This is a genomic window from Microtetraspora sp. NBRC 13810 (genome assembly GCF_030268685.1).
Classification (GTDB): Bacteria; Actinomycetota; Actinomycetes; order Streptosporangiales; family Streptosporangiaceae; genus BSRQ01.
In genome coordinates this window covers 150,570-168,027 of sequence record NZ_BSRQ01000010.1, presented here as the reverse complement: position 1 = coordinate 168,027, position 17,458 = coordinate 150,570, and the positions used below count along the sequence as shown (strand labels likewise).

Annotated in this window: 15 protein-coding genes and 1 pseudogene; 8 read left to right on the top strand and 8 right to left on the bottom strand. The window is 73.7% G+C overall.

Annotated elements, in window-relative coordinates; translation table 11 throughout:
• Positions 1-24 precede the first annotated feature (24 nt).
• Positions 25-912, bottom strand: coding sequence for a sugar phosphate isomerase/epimerase family protein (locus QSK26_RS21440; protein ID WP_285776993.1), 888 nt, complete (start codon positions 910-912; stop codon positions 25-27).
• 113 nt (positions 913-1,025) lie between these two features.
• Here QSK26_RS21440 and QSK26_RS21435 point away from each other — a divergent pair, with 113 nt between their 5' ends.
• Genes QSK26_RS21435 through QSK26_RS21425 form a run of 3 tightly spaced genes read left to right on the top strand, consistent with a single transcriptional unit; the run spans position 1,026 to position 4,161 of the window.
• Positions 1,026-2,060, top strand: coding sequence for a zinc-binding dehydrogenase (locus QSK26_RS21435; RefSeq protein WP_285776992.1), 1,035 nt, complete (start codon positions 1,026-1,028; stop codon positions 2,058-2,060).
• Positions 2,060-2,845 carry a sugar phosphate isomerase/epimerase family protein gene (locus tag QSK26_RS21430; RefSeq protein ID WP_285776991.1) on the top strand — a complete coding sequence of 262 codons (786 nt, stop codon included), beginning with the start codon at positions 2,060-2,062 and terminating at the stop codon, positions 2,843-2,845. The genes QSK26_RS21435 and QSK26_RS21430 overlap by 1 nt, the downstream gene beginning before the upstream one ends.
• Entirely contained in the window at positions 2,842-4,161 is a 1,320-nt protein-coding gene (locus QSK26_RS21425; protein ID WP_285776990.1) for an MGH1-like glycoside hydrolase domain-containing protein, read from the top strand. Before QSK26_RS21430 ends, QSK26_RS21425 begins: the two co-directional genes overlap by 4 nt.
• Positions 4,162-4,305: 144 nt before the next feature.
• Here the strand turns inward: QSK26_RS21425 and QSK26_RS21420 are convergent.
• Positions 4,306-4,725, bottom strand: a pseudogene (locus tag QSK26_RS21420) (zinc-binding dehydrogenase); the annotation flags it as partial.
• A 406-nt stretch (positions 4,726-5,131) separates the two neighbouring features.
• On the bottom strand, positions 5,132-6,082 hold the full coding sequence (locus QSK26_RS21415; protein WP_285776989.1) for a Gfo/Idh/MocA family protein: 951 nt from the start codon (positions 6,080-6,082) through the stop codon (positions 5,132-5,134).
• A 103-nt stretch (positions 6,083-6,185) separates the two neighbouring features.
• Here QSK26_RS21415 and QSK26_RS21410 point away from each other — a divergent pair, with 103 nt between their 5' ends.
• From QSK26_RS21410 to QSK26_RS21395, 4 genes are all read left to right on the top strand, one after another.
• A complete protein-coding gene (locus QSK26_RS21410) occupies positions 6,186-7,184 on the top strand; it encodes a glucosyl-3-phosphoglycerate synthase (protein ID WP_285776988.1) in 999 nt (332 codons plus the stop codon).
• A complete protein-coding gene (locus QSK26_RS21405; protein ID WP_285776987.1) occupies positions 7,181-8,401 on the top strand; it encodes a glycosyltransferase in 1,221 nt (406 codons plus the stop codon). The genes QSK26_RS21410 and QSK26_RS21405 overlap by 4 nt, the downstream gene beginning before the upstream one ends.
• A gap of 91 nt (positions 8,402-8,492) precedes the next feature.
• Positions 8,493-8,735, top strand: coding sequence for a hypothetical protein (locus tag QSK26_RS21400; RefSeq protein WP_285776986.1), 243 nt, complete (start codon positions 8,493-8,495; stop codon positions 8,733-8,735).
• A complete protein-coding gene (locus QSK26_RS21395) occupies positions 8,732-10,006 on the top strand; it encodes a PP2C family protein-serine/threonine phosphatase (protein ID WP_285776985.1) in 1,275 nt (424 codons plus the stop codon). The genes QSK26_RS21400 and QSK26_RS21395 overlap by 4 nt, the downstream gene beginning before the upstream one ends.
• 1 nt (position 10,007) lies before the next feature.
• Here QSK26_RS21395 and QSK26_RS21390 read toward each other — a convergent pair whose 3' ends face one another.
• Together QSK26_RS21390 and QSK26_RS21385 are read right to left on the bottom strand one after the other, a co-directional pair.
• Positions 10,008-11,042, bottom strand: a complete 1,035-nt coding sequence (locus QSK26_RS21390) for a cytochrome d ubiquinol oxidase subunit II (RefSeq protein ID WP_285776984.1) — start codon at positions 11,040-11,042, stop codon at positions 10,008-10,010.
• Complete coding sequence (locus QSK26_RS21385; protein ID WP_285776983.1) at positions 11,042-12,448, bottom strand: cytochrome ubiquinol oxidase subunit I; 1,407 nt, start codon at positions 12,446-12,448, stop codon at positions 11,042-11,044. The genes QSK26_RS21390 and QSK26_RS21385 overlap by 1 nt, the downstream gene beginning before the upstream one ends.
• Positions 12,449-12,581: 133 nt before the next feature.
• Here QSK26_RS21385 and QSK26_RS21380 point away from each other — a divergent pair, with 133 nt between their 5' ends.
• On the top strand, positions 12,582-13,541 hold the full coding sequence (locus tag QSK26_RS21380; protein WP_285776982.1) for a DUF2332 domain-containing protein: 960 nt from the start codon (positions 12,582-12,584) through the stop codon (positions 13,539-13,541).
• 150 nt (positions 13,542-13,691) lie between these two features.
• Here the strand turns inward: QSK26_RS21380 and QSK26_RS21375 are convergent, their stop codons facing one another.
• The 3 genes from QSK26_RS21375 to QSK26_RS21365 form a co-directional block, all read right to left on the bottom strand.
• Positions 13,692-14,450, bottom strand: coding sequence for an ABC transporter permease (locus QSK26_RS21375; protein WP_285776981.1), 759 nt, complete (start codon positions 14,448-14,450; stop codon positions 13,692-13,694).
• Positions 14,451-14,708: 258 nt separating this feature from the next.
• Positions 14,709-15,743: a methyltransferase gene (locus QSK26_RS21370; protein WP_285776980.1), complete on the bottom strand. Its 1,035-nt coding sequence runs from the start codon at positions 15,741-15,743 to the stop codon at positions 14,709-14,711.
• Positions 15,740-16,651, bottom strand: a complete 912-nt coding sequence (locus QSK26_RS21365; protein ID WP_285776979.1) for an ABC transporter substrate-binding protein — start codon at positions 16,649-16,651, stop codon at positions 15,740-15,742. Before QSK26_RS21365 ends, QSK26_RS21370 begins: the two co-directional genes overlap by 4 nt.
• Positions 16,652-17,458: the final 807 nt, after the last annotated feature.

The following is a 17,458-nucleotide window of genomic DNA, read 5'->3' as shown; positions in this document are numbered from 1 at the left end:
TCCTCCGCGAGGGGTCACCGTCCTTTACCCGGAGACGAGCCCGCGCAACGTGTCGTGCGCGATCCCCAGCCCGGCGCGCACCCGCTCGGGCGTGCCGCTCCAGACGGGATCCTCGTGCTCGACCGACACCACGCCCTCGTAGCCGCCCTCGTGCAGCGCGTCGACCAGCCCGGTCCAGTCCACCAGCCCGCGCCCCGGCACCCGGAACCGGTACCACCCCTTCTCCCCGCTCACCGGCCCGTAGAAGCCGTACCGGTCCAGCGTCCCCGGCAGGATCTGGGTGTCCTTGGCCTGCACGTGCGCCATGTGCGGGATGTACGGCACCGCCGCCGCGACCGGGTCGATGCCGAGGGCGACCAGGTGGGAGGGGTCGAAGTTGAGCTTGAGCCCGAGGGTGAACATCCACTCCCACAGCTCGGGGGAGTAGGCGAGGTTGCCCGGGTAGCCGTCGGGGTGCCAGCTCTTCATCACGCAGTTCTCGATGACGACGGCGACGCCGCGCTGCCCGGCGTACTCCACCAGGGGCGGGAAGACCTCCTCGGCGAGCCGGAGGTTGTCGGCCACCGGCAGGCCCGGGTCGCGGCCGACGAAGGTGCCCACCGTCGGGCAGCCCAGCTCGGCGGCGGCGTCGATGCACCGGCGCAGGTGGTCGTTGACCGCGGGGCCCCGGCCGGGGTGCAGGTTGTTCTCGTAGTAGGCGAGTGAAGAGAGGGTCAGGCCCGTCTCTTCGAATATCTTCGCGACCCGGGCGCGTTCCGGCTGGTCGAAAGAATCTACCCTGATGTGATTTACGCCATCTTTTTCCGGCCAGGCCGCGACCTCCAGAGCCTCGAAACCCCGCCCCGCGGCCCATTTCGCGATGTCCGCGAGATCCTCACCGGGAAGACACGCGGTGAGAAAACCCAGCTTCATGCACTGCCTCCGCTAGAAGTCGTAGACTTATAAGTGTTCTTGACATAGGTAACGCGTTGGGAACGAACTTAAGTTCACATCTTTTGTCTGATCAATAAGCTTAAGTGTGGGACATGCGCGTCATCACGATTGAAGGGCCCGGTGTCGTCAGCCTCCGGACGGAGCCACCCGTCGAGCTTGAGCCCGGCTGCGTCCGGGTCAGGACGATCTACTCGGGCGTTTCCGCGGGCACCGAGCTGACCGCCTACCGCGGCACCAACCCCTACCTCAGCCGGCGGTGGGACTCCGAGCACAGGCTCTTCACCGAGGGCCAGACCCACTCCTACCCGCTGGCGGGCTGGGGCTACCAGGAGGTCGGCGAGGTGGTCGAGGCCGCCCCCGACGTCGGCGGCCCGCCGATCGGCAGCCTCGTGTGGGGCGTGTGGGGCCACCGGGCGGAGGCCGTGCTGCCCGCGGACAAGGTGGCCGGGCACGTGCTGCCGCCCGGCGCCGATCCCCTGACCGGCGTCTTCGCCAGGGTGGGCGCCATCGCGCTCAACGCCGTGCACGCCGCGGACGTGCACCTCGGCGACGAGGTCGCGATCTTCGGGCAGGGCGTCATCGGGCTGCTCGCCACCCGCCTCGCCGTGCTCAGCGGCGCCGGGGTGGTCGCCGCCGACGTGATCCCCGCCCGTCTCGAACTCGCCCGGCGGTTCGGCGCGGCCGAGGCGTTCGACGTCAGGTGCGGGTCGGTGGCGGAGTTCGTCCGCAAGCGGGTCGAGGGCACGGACCTCGCTATCGAGCTGAGCGGCACCAACCAGGGCCTGCACGAGGCGATCAGGACCGTGCGCAGGGGCGGCAGGGTCGTCGCCGCCGGCTTCTACCAGGGCGACGGGATCGGGCTGCGGCTCGGCGAGGAGTTCCACCACAACCAGGTGCAGCTCGTCTCCTCCCAGATCGGCGGGGTGGCCACCTGGCTCGCCAACCGGTGGGATGTCGAGCGCCTCCAGCGCACCTTCATGGACCTCGCGCTCAAGGGCGAGGTGGACACCGGCGCGCTGGTCAGCCACGTGGTGGGGGCGGACCGGGCGGCCGAGGCGTTCGAGCTGCTCGACCGGCGTCCGGCCGAGGTGCTGCAACTCGTCTTCAGGTTCGGGGAGGAGCCGTGATGAGGCTGGCCGCGCAGGAGCAACTGCTGCCGGGCGAGACGTTGCAGGAGAAGTTCGAGTTCGCCGTCGAGGCCGGGTTCGACGCCATAGAGCTGCGCGGCAAGGGCGACCTGCACTTCGCCGGGCGGCTGCCCGAGCTGCGCCGGGCGCTCGCCGACGGGGTCGTGATGCCCACCGTGTGCGTGGACATGACGCACTTCATCGGCGACTTCGACGCCGGACGGCGCAGGGACGCGGTGACGCAGCTCCGCTCACAGCTCACGGTGATCGGCGAGCTGGGCGGGCTCGGCGTGATGACCCCCGCGTCGTGGGGGCAGTTCTCCCGCCGGCTGCCGCCCTTCGAGCCGCCGCGCTCCGCGGAGGAGGACAGGGAGGTGCTCGCCGACGCGCTCGGCGAGCTGGGCGAGCACGCCGCGAGGGAAGGCGTGCTCATCATGCTGGAGCCGCTCAACCGGTACGAGAACCACATGGTCAACACCCTCGCCGAGGCCGTGGAGTACTGCTCGGCGGACTCGATCAGGGTCGCCGGCGACACCTACCACATGAACATCGAGGAGGACGACCCCTGCCGCTCCCTCGCGCGGGCCGCGCCGTACCTCGCGCACATGCAGATCAGCGAGTCCAACCGCAACCAGCCGGGCACCGGCCACCTCGACTGGGCGGCGCAGCTCGCCACCCTCGACGCGATCGGCTACGACGGTTACCTCGCCCTGGAGTGCCGGCTGCGCGGCGACCCCCGCACGGCCCTCCCGCAGACCGCCGCCTTCGTCAGGAAGTTCCTGTGATCCGGCGTGACGCCGTGCGGGTCCTCGTGGCCAACTGGGACGCCGACCACACCGTCCCCTCCCGGCGGCTCTACCCCCACCAGTGGAGCTGGGACTCCGCGTTCGTCGCGATCGGCAACGCCCACTGGGCGCCACGCCGGGCGCGGACCGAGCTGCTCGCGCTGTTCGGGGCGCAGTGGCGGGACGGCCGGGTGCCGCACATCGTGTTCAACCCGGCCGTGCCCGAGGGCGCCTACTTCCCCGGCCCGGCCTTCTGGGGCGTCCGCGCGCCCGCCGGGGCCGCGACCTCCGGGATCGTGCAGCCGCCGGTGCACGCGCCGGCCGCCTGGCGGGTGCACCTGGCCGACCCCGACCCGGCGTTCCTGCGCCGGATCTACCCGCGTCTCGTCGCCCAGCAGGAGTTCCTGCGCGCCGCGCGGCGTTCCGCCCGCGGGCTGGTGTCGATCGTGCACCCGTGGGAGTCGGGCATGGACAACAGCCCGGCCTGGGACGAGCCGCTGGCCGCCGTGCCCCCGGCGCCGCTCGGCGCGCGACGCCGGGACCTCGCGCACGTCAGCGCCGACGAGCGGCCCACCGACGCCGACTACGAGCGCTACATCTCGCTGGCCGCCGCCTACCGCGACACCGGCTACCGGCGCGCCGGCGCGTTCCAGGTCGAGGACCCGCTGTTCAACGCCGCGTACGGCACGGCGGAGACCGCCCTCGCGAAGATCGCCGGCGTCTGCGGCCTGGACCCGGAGCCGCACCGCAGGGAAGCGGCGGCCGTCACCCGGGCGATGGTCGAGCACCTCTACGCCGACGGCCTCTTCCACGCCAGGGACGTGCTCACCGGCCGCCTGCTGCGCTCAGGCAGCGCCGCCGGGCTGACCCCGCTGCTGCTGCCCGGCCTGCCGGCCGAGGTCGCCGCCGAGCTGGCGGCCACCGCGGCCGACCGGTTCGAGATCAAGCGCGGCCTGCTGCCGAGCCTCGCGCCCGGCGCGCCGGGCTTCGACGTCGCGCGCTACTGGCGCGGGCCGAGCTGGATCAACCTCACCTGGCTGGTCTGGCGGGGCCTGCGCCGGTACCGGCCGGACCTCGCCGCGCCGCTCGCCGACGGCATGGTCCGGGCGGTCACCCAGGCGGGCATGCGGGAGTACTTCGACCCCTTCGCCTTCACGGGGCACGGCAGTCACGACTTCAGCTGGTCGGCCGCCCTGGTGCTGGACGTCCTGGCGCAGGACCGCCTGGATCGCCTGGCGGCGTCCGGCGGCCAGGTCGCACAGCAGGGCGGGCGCCAGGCCGAAGTCCACCACGTCGGTGATCACGTGTTCGCGTAGCAGGTCCCCGCGCCGCAGCAGCAGCCCGATCGCCTCGTGCGAGAGCCGTTCCCGGTCCCAGGCGTGCGCCAGCCCGCGGGGCACCCTGCCGATCTGGGCGCAGCGCAGGCTCAGCCCGTTGTGGTGGAACTCCTCGCCCAGGCGCACCTCCTCGGCGCCCCGGGTGTAGAAGGCCAGGTCGATCACGGTGCCCTGGGGCCGCAGCAGCTTCAGCGCGGTCGCCAGCGCCCTGGCCTGACCGCGGCACTGGAAGACCACGTCGGCGCCGCGGTCGGCCGGGCCGTGCCGCCAGCGCCGTTTCAGCACCACCTCCGGTTCCTCCTGGGCGGGCAGCGTCAGGGCGCCGAGCGCCTCGGCGATCCGCAGCCGGCCGGGCGTCTCGTCCACCACCACGACCTCGGCCGCGCCGCGATCGATCGCGAACGACGCCACCAGCAGCCCGACCACCCCGGCGCCGGTGACCGCGACCCGCCGCCCGCGCACCCCGTCGCCGAGGTCGCGCACGGCCGGGCCGTACAGGTCGGCGGCGGCGTGCAGCAGGCCGTTCGCGCAGATGGGGCCCATGTGCGCGACGTAGATGCCGAGCAGCGGGTCGAGGCCGGGCGGCAGTTCGACGATCCGGTCGTCCAGCGGGTCGGCGACGTACGCCGTGCGGTGCCCGTACGCCATGGCGACCAGCGCGCCCTCGGTGAACGCCCGGGTGCGGCGCTCGACCACCCTGCCCACCTGCATGTACCCCAGGCCGCGCACCGGGTAGGCGATCGACGGCCGCCCCGGGCGGAACAGGCCGAGCGCGGGGTCCCAGGTGGAGGTCAGGTAGGGGTTGGCCCCCTTGACGTAGGTCAGCTCGGTGCCCGCCGAGACGCCGCTGTAGAGCGTCTCGACCCGCAGCCCGCCCGCGGGCACCTCGCCGGGCCGCTCCCCGGTGAAGGTGACCTCGCCGGGGGCGTCGATGCTGAGCGTCAGGACCTCACTCATGGGTCGTCACCGGCCCGCCCTCGGCCGCCGACCGCGCCACCGCGAGCGCCAGCCGGTGCGTCCGCAGCGCCTCCTCGTAGGGCACCCGCACGTCGGCGGGCCGGCCCTGCACCGCGTTCACGAACTCCCGGTCCACCAGGGTCTTGGCGTGCCCGGGATCCTCGATGACGGTGTCCCCGTTGACGACGAGCCGGGTCTCGCTCAGATCCAGCGCCAGGCCGTCGGTGTGCACCTCCAGGCCGACCCGGTGCCGGTGCGCGGCCAGCGAACTCGCGGCCAGCAGCCCCGCCGCGCCGTCGGCGAACCTCAGCACCGCCGCGGTGGCCCGGTCGATCTCGCCGTCCACCGTGTTGGCGGCCGGTACGGCGTGCACCATGACCACCTCGCCCACCAGCACCCTGGCCAGGTCCAGCACGTGCACGGCCTGTTCCAGCACCTGGCCGCCGGACATCTCCCTGCGCAGCCACCAGGGCACCGGGGGCACCTTGTCCAGCCAGTGGCCGAGCGCCAGCCGTACCGGGCGGCCGTCGAGCAGGGCGGCGGCCCTGCGCAGCGTGTCCAGGTAGCGCCAGTGGTGGCCCACGGCCGAGACCAGGCCCCGCCTGGCGATCTCGGCGCAGATCTTCTCCGCGGTGGCCAGGTCGAGGCTGAGCGGCTTCTCCACGAAGAGCGGCAGCCCGGCGGCCAGGGCGTCGAGTTCGGGTGCGCCGTGCGCGAACGGCGGCACGCAGACGTAGACGGCGTCGAGGCCGCCCGCGTCCAGCAGGGCGGTGTGCGAGCGGTGGGCGGGCGCGCCGTACCGGGAGGCGAGCGCCTCGGCCCGGCCCGGATCGGTGTCGGCGACTCCCGCGATCGTCACGTCGGGGAAGCCGGAGAGGACGGAGGCGTGGCGGGCCGCGACGTTGCCGGCCCCGATGATGCCGATACGGGTGATGGGCGTCACGCACCCTCATATGCCTCAGGAAGGCAGGAGCAAACAACAATGTTCAAAAGGCTACATTTAGGGCAGCTGTGCCATCCGTGATGCGATGACGACCGGGAGCCGCATGGAGACCTACACTGGCCGGGACGCCCGAGACCCGGCCCGCGTGCAGGACTGGCTCGGACCGCACAGCAGCACCGCGGTCGACTGGCCCCTGGACGCCCTGCTCCTCGCCAAGGGGCCCACCACGGTCAGCGTGGTCCTGCCCGCCCGCGACGAGGAGCGCACGGTGGGGGAGATCGTCTCCATCATCCGCCGAGACCTCGTGGAGGCCGTCCCGCTCGTGGACGAGATCCTCGTGGTCGACTCCCGCTCCACCGACGCCACCGCCGCCCGCGCCGCCGCCGCGGGGGCCCGCGTCGTGCACCAGGACCAGGTGCTGCCCGAGCTGCCCCCGCTGTCCGGCAAGGGCGAGGCGCTGTGGAAGGGCCTCGCCGCCACGACCGGCGACGTGGTCGTGTTCGCAGACTCGGACGTGCGCAACTTCGGCGCGCACTTCATCTCGGGGCTGCTCGGCCCGCTGCTCACCGACCCGCGGATCCAGTTCGTCAAGGGCGCCTACGAACGCCCCTACACCGGTCCCGACGGCACCGTCCAGCGCGGCGCCGGCGGCCGGGTCACCGAGCTGGTGGCCCGGCCGCTGCTCAACCTCTACTGGCCCGAGCTGGCGGGTTTCGTCCAGCCGCTCGGCGGCGAGTACGCGGCCCGGCGCACCGCCCTGGAACGGGTGCCGTTCGCCACCGAGTACGGCGTGGAGTTCGGCCTCCTCGTCGACCTCCTGGAGACGATCGGGCTCGACGCGATGGCCCAGGTCGACCTGGGCTCCCGCGAGCACAGCCACCAGTCCACCACCGCGCTGGGCAGGATGGCCGGGCAGATCATCCTGACCGCCTGGTCGCGGCTGGAACGGCAGGGACGGATCGTCACCTCCGAGCCGCCCTCGACCGGCCTGCTCCAGTTCGCCCCGGACCGCCAGGCGACCTGGCACGACGTGAGCGTCGCGGAGAGGCCGCCGCTGGCCACGCTGCCCCGGCCGGCCGGTGTGAAGGAGGACGTCGCATGAAGGTGCTGATGAACGCCGGCCCCTGGCTGCCCGTGCCGCCCACCGGCTACGGCGGCATCGAGAACATCGTCGCCACCCTCATCCCGCCGCTGCGCGAACGCGGGGTGCACGTGGTCCTCGCCTCGGTGGGCGGCACCTCGATCGAGGCGGACGAACTGCTCGGCGTGTACGGCGAGGGCCAGTTCGAGCACCTGCAGAAGCCGTACAACCAGGTGATGGGCATCGCCCACGCGCACCAGGCGCGGCTGGTCGCCGAGCTGCTCCGCCGCGACGACATCGACCTCGTGCACGACCACCTGGAAGTGGTCGGCCCGGCCGTGCTCTCCGCGTTCGGCGGCCCGCCCGTGCTCCACACGCTGCACTGGGACCTGCGCAAACACGCCGAGTTCTACCGGTCCTTCCCCGCCTCGATCGCGGTCAACGGCGTCTCGGACTCCCAGCTGCGCCGGGCGCCCGCCGCGCTGCGCGCCGCCTCGCTCGGATCCGTGCACCTCGCCACCCCGCTCGCCGGCGCCGATGTGCGGGTGCCGCGCGGGGAGCACCTGGTGGTCATGGGCCGCGTGTGCGCGCTCAAGGGGCAGCACGTCGCGGCCCGGATCTGCCGCGCGCTCGGCCTGCCGCTCGTCCTCGCCGGGCCGGTCAGCGGGCTGGACGGCCCGGCCGAGCTGGACGCGGTGACCGCCGATCCCGGCCACCCGCTCAACGGCCACCCCGACGTGCGGTACCACGCCGAGCAGGTGGCCCCGCTCCTCGACGGCGACCTGATCCGCTGGGTGGGCGCGGTCGGCGGCGAGGACCGGGACCGGCTCTACGCCTCGGCCCGCGCCGCGCTCTTCCCCATCCAGTGGGACGAGCCGGGCGGCACCGCCGTGGTGGAGGCGCTCGCACTCGGCGTCCCGCCGATCGGGCTGCGCCGCGGCGTGCTCCCGGAGATCATCGACCACGGCCGCACCGGCCTCCTCGCCGACACCGAGGAGGAGCTCGCCGAGATGGTGCTCAGGGCGGGCGAGATCGACCCCGAGGAGTGCCGCAGGGAGGCCAGGACGCGCTTCTCGCCCGCCGTCATGGCCGACCGCTACCTGGAGCTGTACGAGCGGGCCGCCGCCCGTGCTCCGCGCCGCGGAGCCCGCCGCGAGCGCCGGCCCGGCCGCCGCCACGGCCCGGCCGCGCAGCGGGATCCCGCCGGGCCGGTCGCGTCCCCCGCCGCCGGCGCCTGACCCGCGGCCGTCGCCCGCGCGGTCCGGCGTGCGTCGAGGCGCCCGAGTGTGGGTACGGGCCCGGAGAGCGCGATCGAAGGAGGGGATGGAGATGCCCGACCGTGCCGCGCTTGACGAGATGCGGAAGGTGCTCGACGAGGTCTACCGCGATCGTCCCCGCGCCACCCGGCGGGAGATCTACTCCTGCGCCTCCGGGCACGTGATGCTGCCCGCCGAGATGCTGGCCCGGCTGCACGAGCTCCCCGAGGGCGTCTACAGCCGCAGGGAGGTGGACCAGGCGCTCGGCCGGCTCGCCGAACCGGACGACGCCTCCGGCGGTGAAGGACGGGCGTGAACGGCCCGGAGCGGGAGGACCCGGAGCGGGAAGACCCGGGCGGGGGGACCGGAGCGCCGCCGGCAGGGGAGTCCGCCGAGGGTACGGCGAGCGGCGGGCAACTCCTGCGCGAGCTGCTGGCGGCCAGCCACCTGTGCCCCATGGAGGGCCTGCCGGACCTGGTCAGGGGGCGCGCCGAGCGGGCCGGCCTGCGCGGCGTCACCATCTACGTCGCCGACCTTCAGGAGGAGCTGCTCCGCCCGCTGGAGGGCGGCATCGAGGGCGGGCCGCCCGACCTGCGGGTCGAGGGCACCCTCGCCGGGCGCGCCTTCCAGTCGCTGGAGATGCTGTCCTCCGGCGGTGAGGGCGGCTGGTGGGTGCCGCTGCTGGACGGCACGGAACGCCTGGGCGTGCTGTGGGTCGACGCCGGCGCCGCCGACGAGCGGACCCGGCAGGACATCCGGCACCTGGCGTCCATGGTCGCGCTGATGCTGATCAGCAAGCGCGCCTACAGCGACTTCTACAACCGGCTGGTGCGGACCCGGCCGATGCACATCGCCGCCGAGATGTCGTGGAACCTCGCCCCGCCGCTCACCTTCGCCACCGGCGACCTGGTGATCGGCGGCGTGCTGGAACCCGCCTACGAGATCGCCGGCGACGCCTTCGACTACGGACTGAGCGGCGACGTGGTGCGCCTCGCGGTCTTCGACGCGATGGGGCACGACACCTCCGCCGGGCTCACCGCCAACCTCGCCGTCGCCGCCTTCCGGCACAGCCGCAGGCTCGGCACCGGCCTGGCCGAGACCAGCGAGACGATCGAGCGGGTGCTGATCCAGGAGTTCGGCAGGGCCCAGCGTTTCGCGACGGCGATCCTGGCCACCCTTCACATCCCCAGCGGAGTCCTGACCTGGGTCAACCGTGGCCACCCGCCGCCGGTGCTGATCCGCGGCGGACGCTGGAAGACCACGCTGAGCTGCCCGCCCGCCCACCCGCTCGGCCTCGACCTCGGCCTCCCGGTCCGGTCCTGCCGCGAACAGCTCGAACCCGGTGACCGGGTGCTCCTCTACACCGACGGCATCACCGAGGCGCGCAGCGCCGCGGGCGAGGAGTTCGGCCTGGACCGTTTCACCGATCTCGTCATCCGGCACCACGCGGCGGGCATGCCGGTGCCGGAGACCCTGCGGCGTCTCGTCCGCGACCTGCTCGCCTACCACGACGACCGGCTCCAGGACGACGCCACCGTGCTCCTCGTGGAATGGCGCGGCGCCGGTCACCGCCGGCTCCTCCGCTGACTCACCCCGCGGCGTCGTGCCCGTCGTGCCCCTCGTGACCGCCGTGCGGGCCGCGGTGCTGGAAGACGTACAGCCAGGCCAGCGAGGGGAGGACCAGCAGCGCGCCGACGCCCAGGCAGACCAGGACGGTGACCAGCACCGCGGGGTGCGCGGCGGCGGCCCGGTAGTCCAGCGCGGGCGGCAGCATCAGCGGGTACTGCGCGACCGCCCAGCCCCACAGGATCGCGGTCACCGCGAGCGCGGAGGCGACCCTGGCGGGAAGGAAACGCCGCCGCCACAGCAGCGCGATCGCGGCCAGCCCGGCCACCGCGGACAGCGCCACCAGCGGCAGCGCCCGCCCGGTCAGCCCGGCGTAGAGCCCCGGCGCGTCGAAACGCAGCACGCCGACGCCGCCGAGCGCGATCAGCCCCGTGACCAGCGCCGTCACCAGCGCCCTGCGGCGGAACCCGGCGGCGAGCGCGGGCGAGCGGGCCCGCACCGCGTCGTCGCACAGGTAGACGGCCGCGAGGTAGGCGCAGGTGCCGACGGCGAGCAGGCCGCCGAGCACCCCGGTCGGGCTCAGCCAGCTCCCGAGCAGGTCGCCCCTGGCCAGCCCCGGCGGCACCCGCCCGGAGGCGACCGCGCCCGCCGCCGTGCCGAGGAAGAACGGCGTCAGCACCGACGACAGCGCGAAGGCCGCGCCGAAGAGCCGCCGCTGCCACAGCTCCAGCGCCGCCTTGCGGAAGGCGAAGGCGGCGCCGCGGGCGATGACGCCCAGCGCGGCCAGCGTCAGCGGGATGTACAGGGTGGACATCACGGCGGCGAAGACGGGTGGGAAACCGGTCCACAGCACCACGAGCACGAAGATCAGCCAGACGTGGTTGGCCTCCCACACCGGTCCGATGGCGTGTTCCACCAGGCGGCGTTGCGGCATGCCGGGGACGCTGCGACCGGCGAGCAGGTCCCACAGACCGGCGCCGAAGTCCGCGCCGGCGAACAGCGCGTAGAGCGTCAGCCCGATCCACAGCACGGCCAGCGTGACCTGGGCCGAGTCCATCAGGTGGCCCCCTCGGGCGCGGGGCCGGCCTCCTCCTCCTGCGGCGCGACCGGCGGGCCGTCCCGGGTCAGCAGCCGCAGCGCGTAGACGGTGGCGACGGTGAGCACGACGTAGACGGCGCAGACGACGGCGAAGCTCACCCACAGCCCGGGGGCCGGGTTGACCGCGTCGGCCGTACGCAGCCTGCCGTACACGACCCACGGTTGCCGGCCGACCTCGGTGAGGACCCAGCCGGCCTCCACCGCCACCGCGGCGGCCACGCCGGAGACGGCGGCCAGGCGCAGGAACCACGGCGAGCGCGGCAGGTCGCGGCGGCGCCACCAGGTCAGGGCGAACCAGGCGGACAGCAGCAGCAGGAAGACGCCGAGCGCGACCATCGTGTCGAAGGCCAGGTGCACCACCGCGACCGGCGGGCGGTCGGCGACCGGCGTCGCGTCCAGCCCCCGCACCACGGTGTCCGGGCTCCCGCCGACGAGCAGCGAGAGCCCGTCGGGGATCTCCACGGAGTAGCGCACCTGATCGCCGATCACCAGCCCGCCCAGGTGCAGCGGCGCGTTCGGCCCGGTGTGGAAGAGCCCTTCCGCGGCGGCCAGCTTGGTGGGCTGGCGGGCGGCGAGGTAACGCGCGGCGTAGTCGCCGGCCAGCACCTGGAAGGGGGTGACCACCGCGGCGAACGTGAAGGGGATGAGGAACCCCAGCCGGTGGTACCGGTCCCGCCGCCCGCGCAGCAGCGCCACCGCGTAGACGCCCGCCACCGCGAAACCGGCGACCATGAAAGCGGCGAGGATCATGTGCAGCGTCTGCGGCGGGGTGGCCGGGTTGAACATGGCCGCCCACGGCTCCACCACGGTCACCCGGCCGCCCTCGACGGTGAAGCCCTGCGGGTCGTTCATCCACGCGTTGGCGGTCACCACGAAGAACGCCGACGCCACCCCGGCGAGGAGCACCGGCACCAGGGTGAGCAGGTGGGCCGCCGGAGGCAGCCGGTCCCAGGCGTAGAGGTAGATGCCGAGGAAGATCGCCTCGATGAAGAAGGCGATCCCCTCCAGCGCGAACGGCAACCCGATGACCTGCCCGTACGTCCCCATCAGGCCGGGCCACAGCAGACCCATCTCGAAGCTCAGGATGGTCCCCGAGACGGCGCCGACGGCGAACAGCACGCCCACCGCCCTGGCCCACCGGCGCACCAGCGTCAGGCACACCCCGTCGCCGCGCCGCACGGCCCGCCACTCCGCGACGAACAGCAGCACCGGCATGCCGACGCCCATGCAGGCGAGGATGATGTGCCAGCCCAGCGACAGCGCCATCTGCATCCGGGCCGCCAGCAGGTCGGCCGGGGCCGCCGGACCGGCGGACGCGAGGACCGTGGCCAGGTGGTTCGTCGTCACGGCGACACGACCCCTCACGCTAAGTAGTCATATGGGCACGGCCTGCCCCGCCTGTACGTGTGCAAACCTGCTGCCCGGTGTTTACCGGAGGGGCTTCGTCGCAGGACAATGCGGACTCGGGGGGCAGGTCACGGCGAAGGGAGCGGGCAGGGTGGACACTGCGGAGCGTTACCGGGCTTTCGCGCGGGAGGAGGTGGCCGGGCACTCCCCGGTCTACGAGAAGCTGGCGGCGGACATCGCGGCCGACCCGGGACTGATCGCCCTCATCGACGGGCTGCCGCCGGTGAAGCGGCAGCCGAACCTGCTGCTGGCCGCGGCGCGCTTCCTCGGCGGCCCGGTCGAGGACTCCGGCGCGTTCCGCGACTGGGCGGCGGCGCACTGGACCGGCCTGGCCGGCACGATACTGGCCCGCTCCACCCAGACCAACGAGATCGGCCGGTGCGCGAGCCTGCTGCCGCTGCTGGCCGCCCTGCCCCAGCCGCTGGCCCTCATCGAGGTGGGCGCCTCGGCCGGGCTGTGCCTCTACCCCGACCGGTACGGCTACCGCTACGACGACCGGCCGCCGATCGGCGCCGGCGCGGGCCCGCTCGTCCTGACCTGCCGGACGAACGGCGAGGTCCCGGTGCCGGAGCGGCTGCCCCGGGTGGTCTGGCGGGCGGGGATCGACCTCAACCCGCTGGACGTGCGCGAGGAGGCCACGCTGCGCTGGCTGGAGTGCCTGGTCTGGCCCGGCCAGGACGACCGGCTGGCCCGGCTGCGCGGCGCGGCCCTGGCGGCCGTGGCCGACCCGCCGCACCTGGTCCGCGGCGACATGAACGACGTGATCCGCGAGGTGGTCGCGCAGGCGCCGCCGGACGCGACGCCGGTCGTCTACCACAGCGCGGTCATGCCCTACCTGGACGAGGAGGCCAGGGACCGGTTCGTGGCCACCATGCGCGACCTGCCGGCGCGCTGGATCTCCAACGAGGGCTCGCCGCGGCTGCCCTCGGTGCGCGCCCGGCTCACCCGCCCGCTCCCCGAGGGCCGTCTCGCGTTCCTGCTGGCGCTGGACGAGGAACCGGTCGCGACGGCCGGGCCGCACGGCGAATGGCTGGACTGGCTCGGCGGCTGAGCCACGCACCGAGCCACGCACCGAGCCACGCACCGAGCCACGCACCGAGCCACGCACCGAGCCACGCACCGAGCCGCGGCCCCGCGCGGGTCACTCCGCGCGATTCGCTCCCGCGCGGGGTCGTTCCCGCGCGGGTCACCGCCCCGCGGGTCACTCGCGCGCCGGGAGCGGGAACCGGCCGCGCGCGACCAGTTCGATCGTCACCAGTACGGCCACCGCCTCGGCCGCCACCAGCGCCACCAGCACGACGAGCTGCACCACGCCCGCCAGGATCGGGCTCGCCCCGCCGAGCAGCATCCCGACGAACGCCCCCGGCAGCACGACCAGGCCCACCGTCCGCGTCTGGTCCAGCGCCGGCACCAGCGCCTGCGCGGCGGCCGGGCGGCAGATCTCCAGCGCCGCCGCACGCGGGCCGAACCCGAGCGACAGCGCCGCCTCCACCTCTCCCGCGCGCTGCACCAGCTCGTCCACGGCCCGGCGCCCGGCCAGCGCGGTCGCCGTGAGGCAGCCGCCGAGCAGGATGCCGGCGATCGGGATGAGCACGATGCTGTCCGTCGGGGTGGCGCCGGTGCCGGTCAGCAGCAGGAGCACCGGCAGCGTCCCCGCGCCCAGCGGCACCGCGGCCCACCACGCCGCACGGCTCCTGGTGATCCGCCGCCCGGCGGTGTACGCGGCGACGCCGTACATGAGAAGCAGGAACGCCAGGACGGCCGGGCGGACGGCGATCACGTAGGTGATCAGCAGCGAGACCGCGCCGAGCTGGACCGCGGCGCGCAGGCAGGCGGTCACCACGGCCCGGGTGTGGCCCAGCCCGCCGAGCCGGGAGACGGCCGCGCCCGCCGCGACGAGCAGTACCAGGACCACCGCCAGGAGCGGCGTGACGGAGATGAGCGCCGGATCGGAGGTCACAGGCACGATTGTCACGTCTGCCGCCGATGCGACCGGCGACCAGGGCGGCGTTGCGGCCGGTGGTCAGGGGGACGGGCGCGCCGACGGTCCCCGCGCCGGCGCAGCTCTGGCGCGGGGACCGTGTGGCGGGATGGCGCCCGGACGGTTCCCATCCGCCGGTCAGGCGGCCGTCCGGGCGGTGGTCCACCCGCGGTCAGGCGGGGTCCGGGCGGTTCCCTCCGCCGATCTCGCGGCGCCCGGACGGTTCCCGCCTGAGGCTCATCCGCCGTCCGCGGCCTCGCCGGGGACGGCGGAGACGAGGCTGAACCCGTCCGGCAGGTCGGCGACGCCGGTCAGGCGCAGCCCGCTGCCGGCCAGCAGCGCCTCGTACTCGGCGAGGGTCCGCTCCCGGCCGCCCGGATGCAGCGACATGATGCGCAGGCCCAGCTCGTTGCTCGGATGCGGGGCGCGCCGGTCCTCCCGCAGGAGGATGTCCGCGCACAGCAGCCGGGCGCCGGGCGCCATCGCCGCGCGCACGTTGTCCAGGATCTTCCGGGCCTCCGCGGGTCCCCAGTCGTGCAGGACGCTGGCCAGCAGGTAGACGTCGCCGCCGCCGGGCACCTCGCCGAAGAAGTCGCCGGCGACCACCTCGCACCGGCCGGCCACCTCCCGCCCGGCCAGGTACGCCCGCGCGCCGGCGGCCTCGTGCGGCAGGTCAAGGAGCACGCCCCGGCAGCCGGGACGGGCCCGCAGCACGGCCGCGAGCAGCGTGCCGCGCCCGCCGCCCACGTCCACCACCGTGTGCCCGTCGTCCACCGACTCCGCCACCGCCGCGGAGATCCGCAGCGTCCGCGCCGTCATGAACCGCTGGAACCGGTCGTCGGCCTCCGGGGCGCCCGCGAGGTACTCCCACGGCGTGCCGTACCCGCCGTGGATCTCCGGCCGGCCGGTGCGCACGGTGTCCGGCAGCCTGCGCAGCGCGTCCCACCACACCGGGTCGCCCTGGATGAGCACCATCCAGCGCAGCGAGTCGTCCGCGTCGCGGAGGGCGTGCGCCGAACCGCCCAGCGCGTACCCGTCGCCGTCGACCGCGTCCACGATCTCCAGCGGCGTCAGCACCCGCAGCAGCCGCTCCAGCGCCCACGCGTCCGCGCCGCAGCGGCGGGCCAGCTCCGCCAGGGGCAGCGGCCCGCCGGCGAGATGGTCGGCGCAGCCCAGCTCGACGAAGGCGCGGACCGCGGCGAACCGCCACACGTTCACGGTCAGGTCGTGGATCGGCCCCGCTGGGCCCGGCGGAGGGGTCGTGACGGTCACTGGGCCGCCTCCGCGGGAGGCGTCGCCGGGGCGGTGCCGCCGGCGGGGGCCATCGGCAGCAGGATGTCGTTCATGTCGAGGGCCTCCTCGGTGTAGCCGAGCTCGTGCATCGAGTCCGCCACCCGTTGCAGCCGCTTGGCCTCCAGCGTCGTCGGATAGGTGCCGAGCGAGATGAGCCCGGCGATCTCCGGCGGGATCTTCTCGATGTAGGTCGGGATGATGTCCACCACCGCCTTGCGATCCGCGGCCAGGTCGAGCTGGCCGGCGTGCATGGCCCGCTGGAAGGCGGCGACGATGTCCGGGTGCTCCCTGGCGTACTTCTCCGTGCAGCCCCAGCCCGCGATCGGGAACGCGTCCATCGGGCCGGTCATCACGTCGTAGAGCTGGCGGGCGCCCGCGTTGCTGATCAGGCTGATGAACGGCTCCGTCATCCAGGCGGCGTCGATCTTGCCCTGCTGGAGCAGGCCCACCATGTCGGGCAGGGCCTCCTCCCGCCAGTTCACGTCCTTCTGCGTGAGCCCGTGGGCGATCAGGGCGGACTCCGAGCTCAGCGTGGCGATGCTCTTCAGGGTGGGCACCGCCAGCGTCCTGCCCTTGAGGTCCGCCACGCCCTTGATGTCGGAGTCGTTCATCACCATCAGGGCGAACGTGCCCGGCGCCGCCTGGTACCCGTCGGACACCACGCGCAGGTCGGCCGCGCCCTGGCTCTGCGCCTGGACCGCGGTGACGTAGTTGAGCATGGAGAAGTCCATGCTCTCGCCCTTGAGCTGGGGTACGGCCAGCGCCGCGCCCTGGATGGTCTCGACCTTGACCTCCAGTCCTTCCCTGGCGAAATAGCCGCGCTGGATCGCCCGGTGCAGCGGCGCCGCGTCCGGGACCAGCAACCGGCCGACCCTGATCGTCGTCATCGCCGTGTCATCGGACGCGCCCGGATCCGGGGCGCCGCTGCAGGCGGTAATAGAGCCGATTAGTAGCGACACGGCTACTAATAGCATTCGTCGCATGGAATGCTCCGTCGGAGGGGGAGTGGGGGAGGCTTTCAACTGACTGAAATCGGCCGGACCGGGTAGCATCGGGCCGGGCCCGAAGCGATGTCCGGTTCGGTGTGCAGGCGTGCGGAGGTAAGCGGCGCGACCCGGGGAGGACGCCTTTCCCGTTCGTCGCGGACCGGAAATTCGGCCGATTTTTCCGCCCGCCCCGCCTGGCTGCGCCCGGAGGTGGTTACCCGGCCGGGTGCGGCCGTCCGGGAATCGGTTTCCCGGCCGCCGCCGCGGCTTCGGCCGGGCGGCGGCCGAAATCGCGGGACGACCCGTGGGGAGGCGTCCGTCCCGCACCGGCGAACGGGTCCGCCGACTGCCGGGCCGGGGTCGTTCGCCCCCTTCCGCGGGCCGCGCCGCCCGCGGAAGGGGGCCGGCCACCCTGAAATGGAAGGCCATACTCTTCGGGGCGCCGTAGGTCGGGCCGGCGCATTTCAGTTTCTATTGGCACCGTTATTGGGAACCAAAGGGCCATGCGCACGGCACCGCTCACACGATGCTCCTTCCTTACTCTTGGAGCCTACGGGTGGTAAAGGCTTCGTTACCACTTTCTTACCGGCACGTTGGAAGCGTGTGCGGCCCGATACATTCACTTCCGGTCGATGTTCCATCAGCGGTTTACTGGTGACGAAAGTTGCAGTAATCATTAAGGCCACGGAAAGCGCTAATGCCTACTGG

Excerpts from the sequence above, each read along its gene's own strand:
- QSK26_RS21440 (WP_285776993.1), bottom strand. The coding sequence starts at position 912 with ATGAAGCTGGGTTTTCTCACCGCGTGTCTTCCCGGTGAGGATCTCGCG.
- QSK26_RS21435 (WP_285776992.1), top strand. The coding sequence starts at position 1,026 with ATGCGCGTCATCACGATTGAAGGGCCCGGTGTCGTCAGCCTCCGGACG.
- QSK26_RS21430 (WP_285776991.1), top strand. The coding sequence starts at position 2,060 with ATGAGGCTGGCCGCGCAGGAGCAACTGCTGCCGGGCGAGACGTTGCAG.
- QSK26_RS21410 (WP_285776988.1), top strand. The coding sequence starts at position 6,186 with ATGGAGACCTACACTGGCCGGGACGCCCGAGACCCGGCCCGCGTGCAG.
- QSK26_RS21405 (WP_285776987.1), top strand. The coding sequence starts at position 7,181 with ATGAAGGTGCTGATGAACGCCGGCCCCTGGCTGCCCGTGCCGCCCACC.
- QSK26_RS21400 (WP_285776986.1), top strand. The coding sequence starts at position 8,493 with ATGCCCGACCGTGCCGCGCTTGACGAGATGCGGAAGGTGCTCGACGAG.
- QSK26_RS21390 (WP_285776984.1), bottom strand. The coding sequence starts at position 11,042 with ATGGACTCGGCCCAGGTCACGCTGGCCGTGCTGTGGATCGGGCTGACG.
- QSK26_RS21365 (WP_285776979.1), bottom strand. The coding sequence starts at position 16,651 with ATGACGACGATCAGGGTCGGCCGGTTGCTGGTCCCGGACGCGGCGCCG.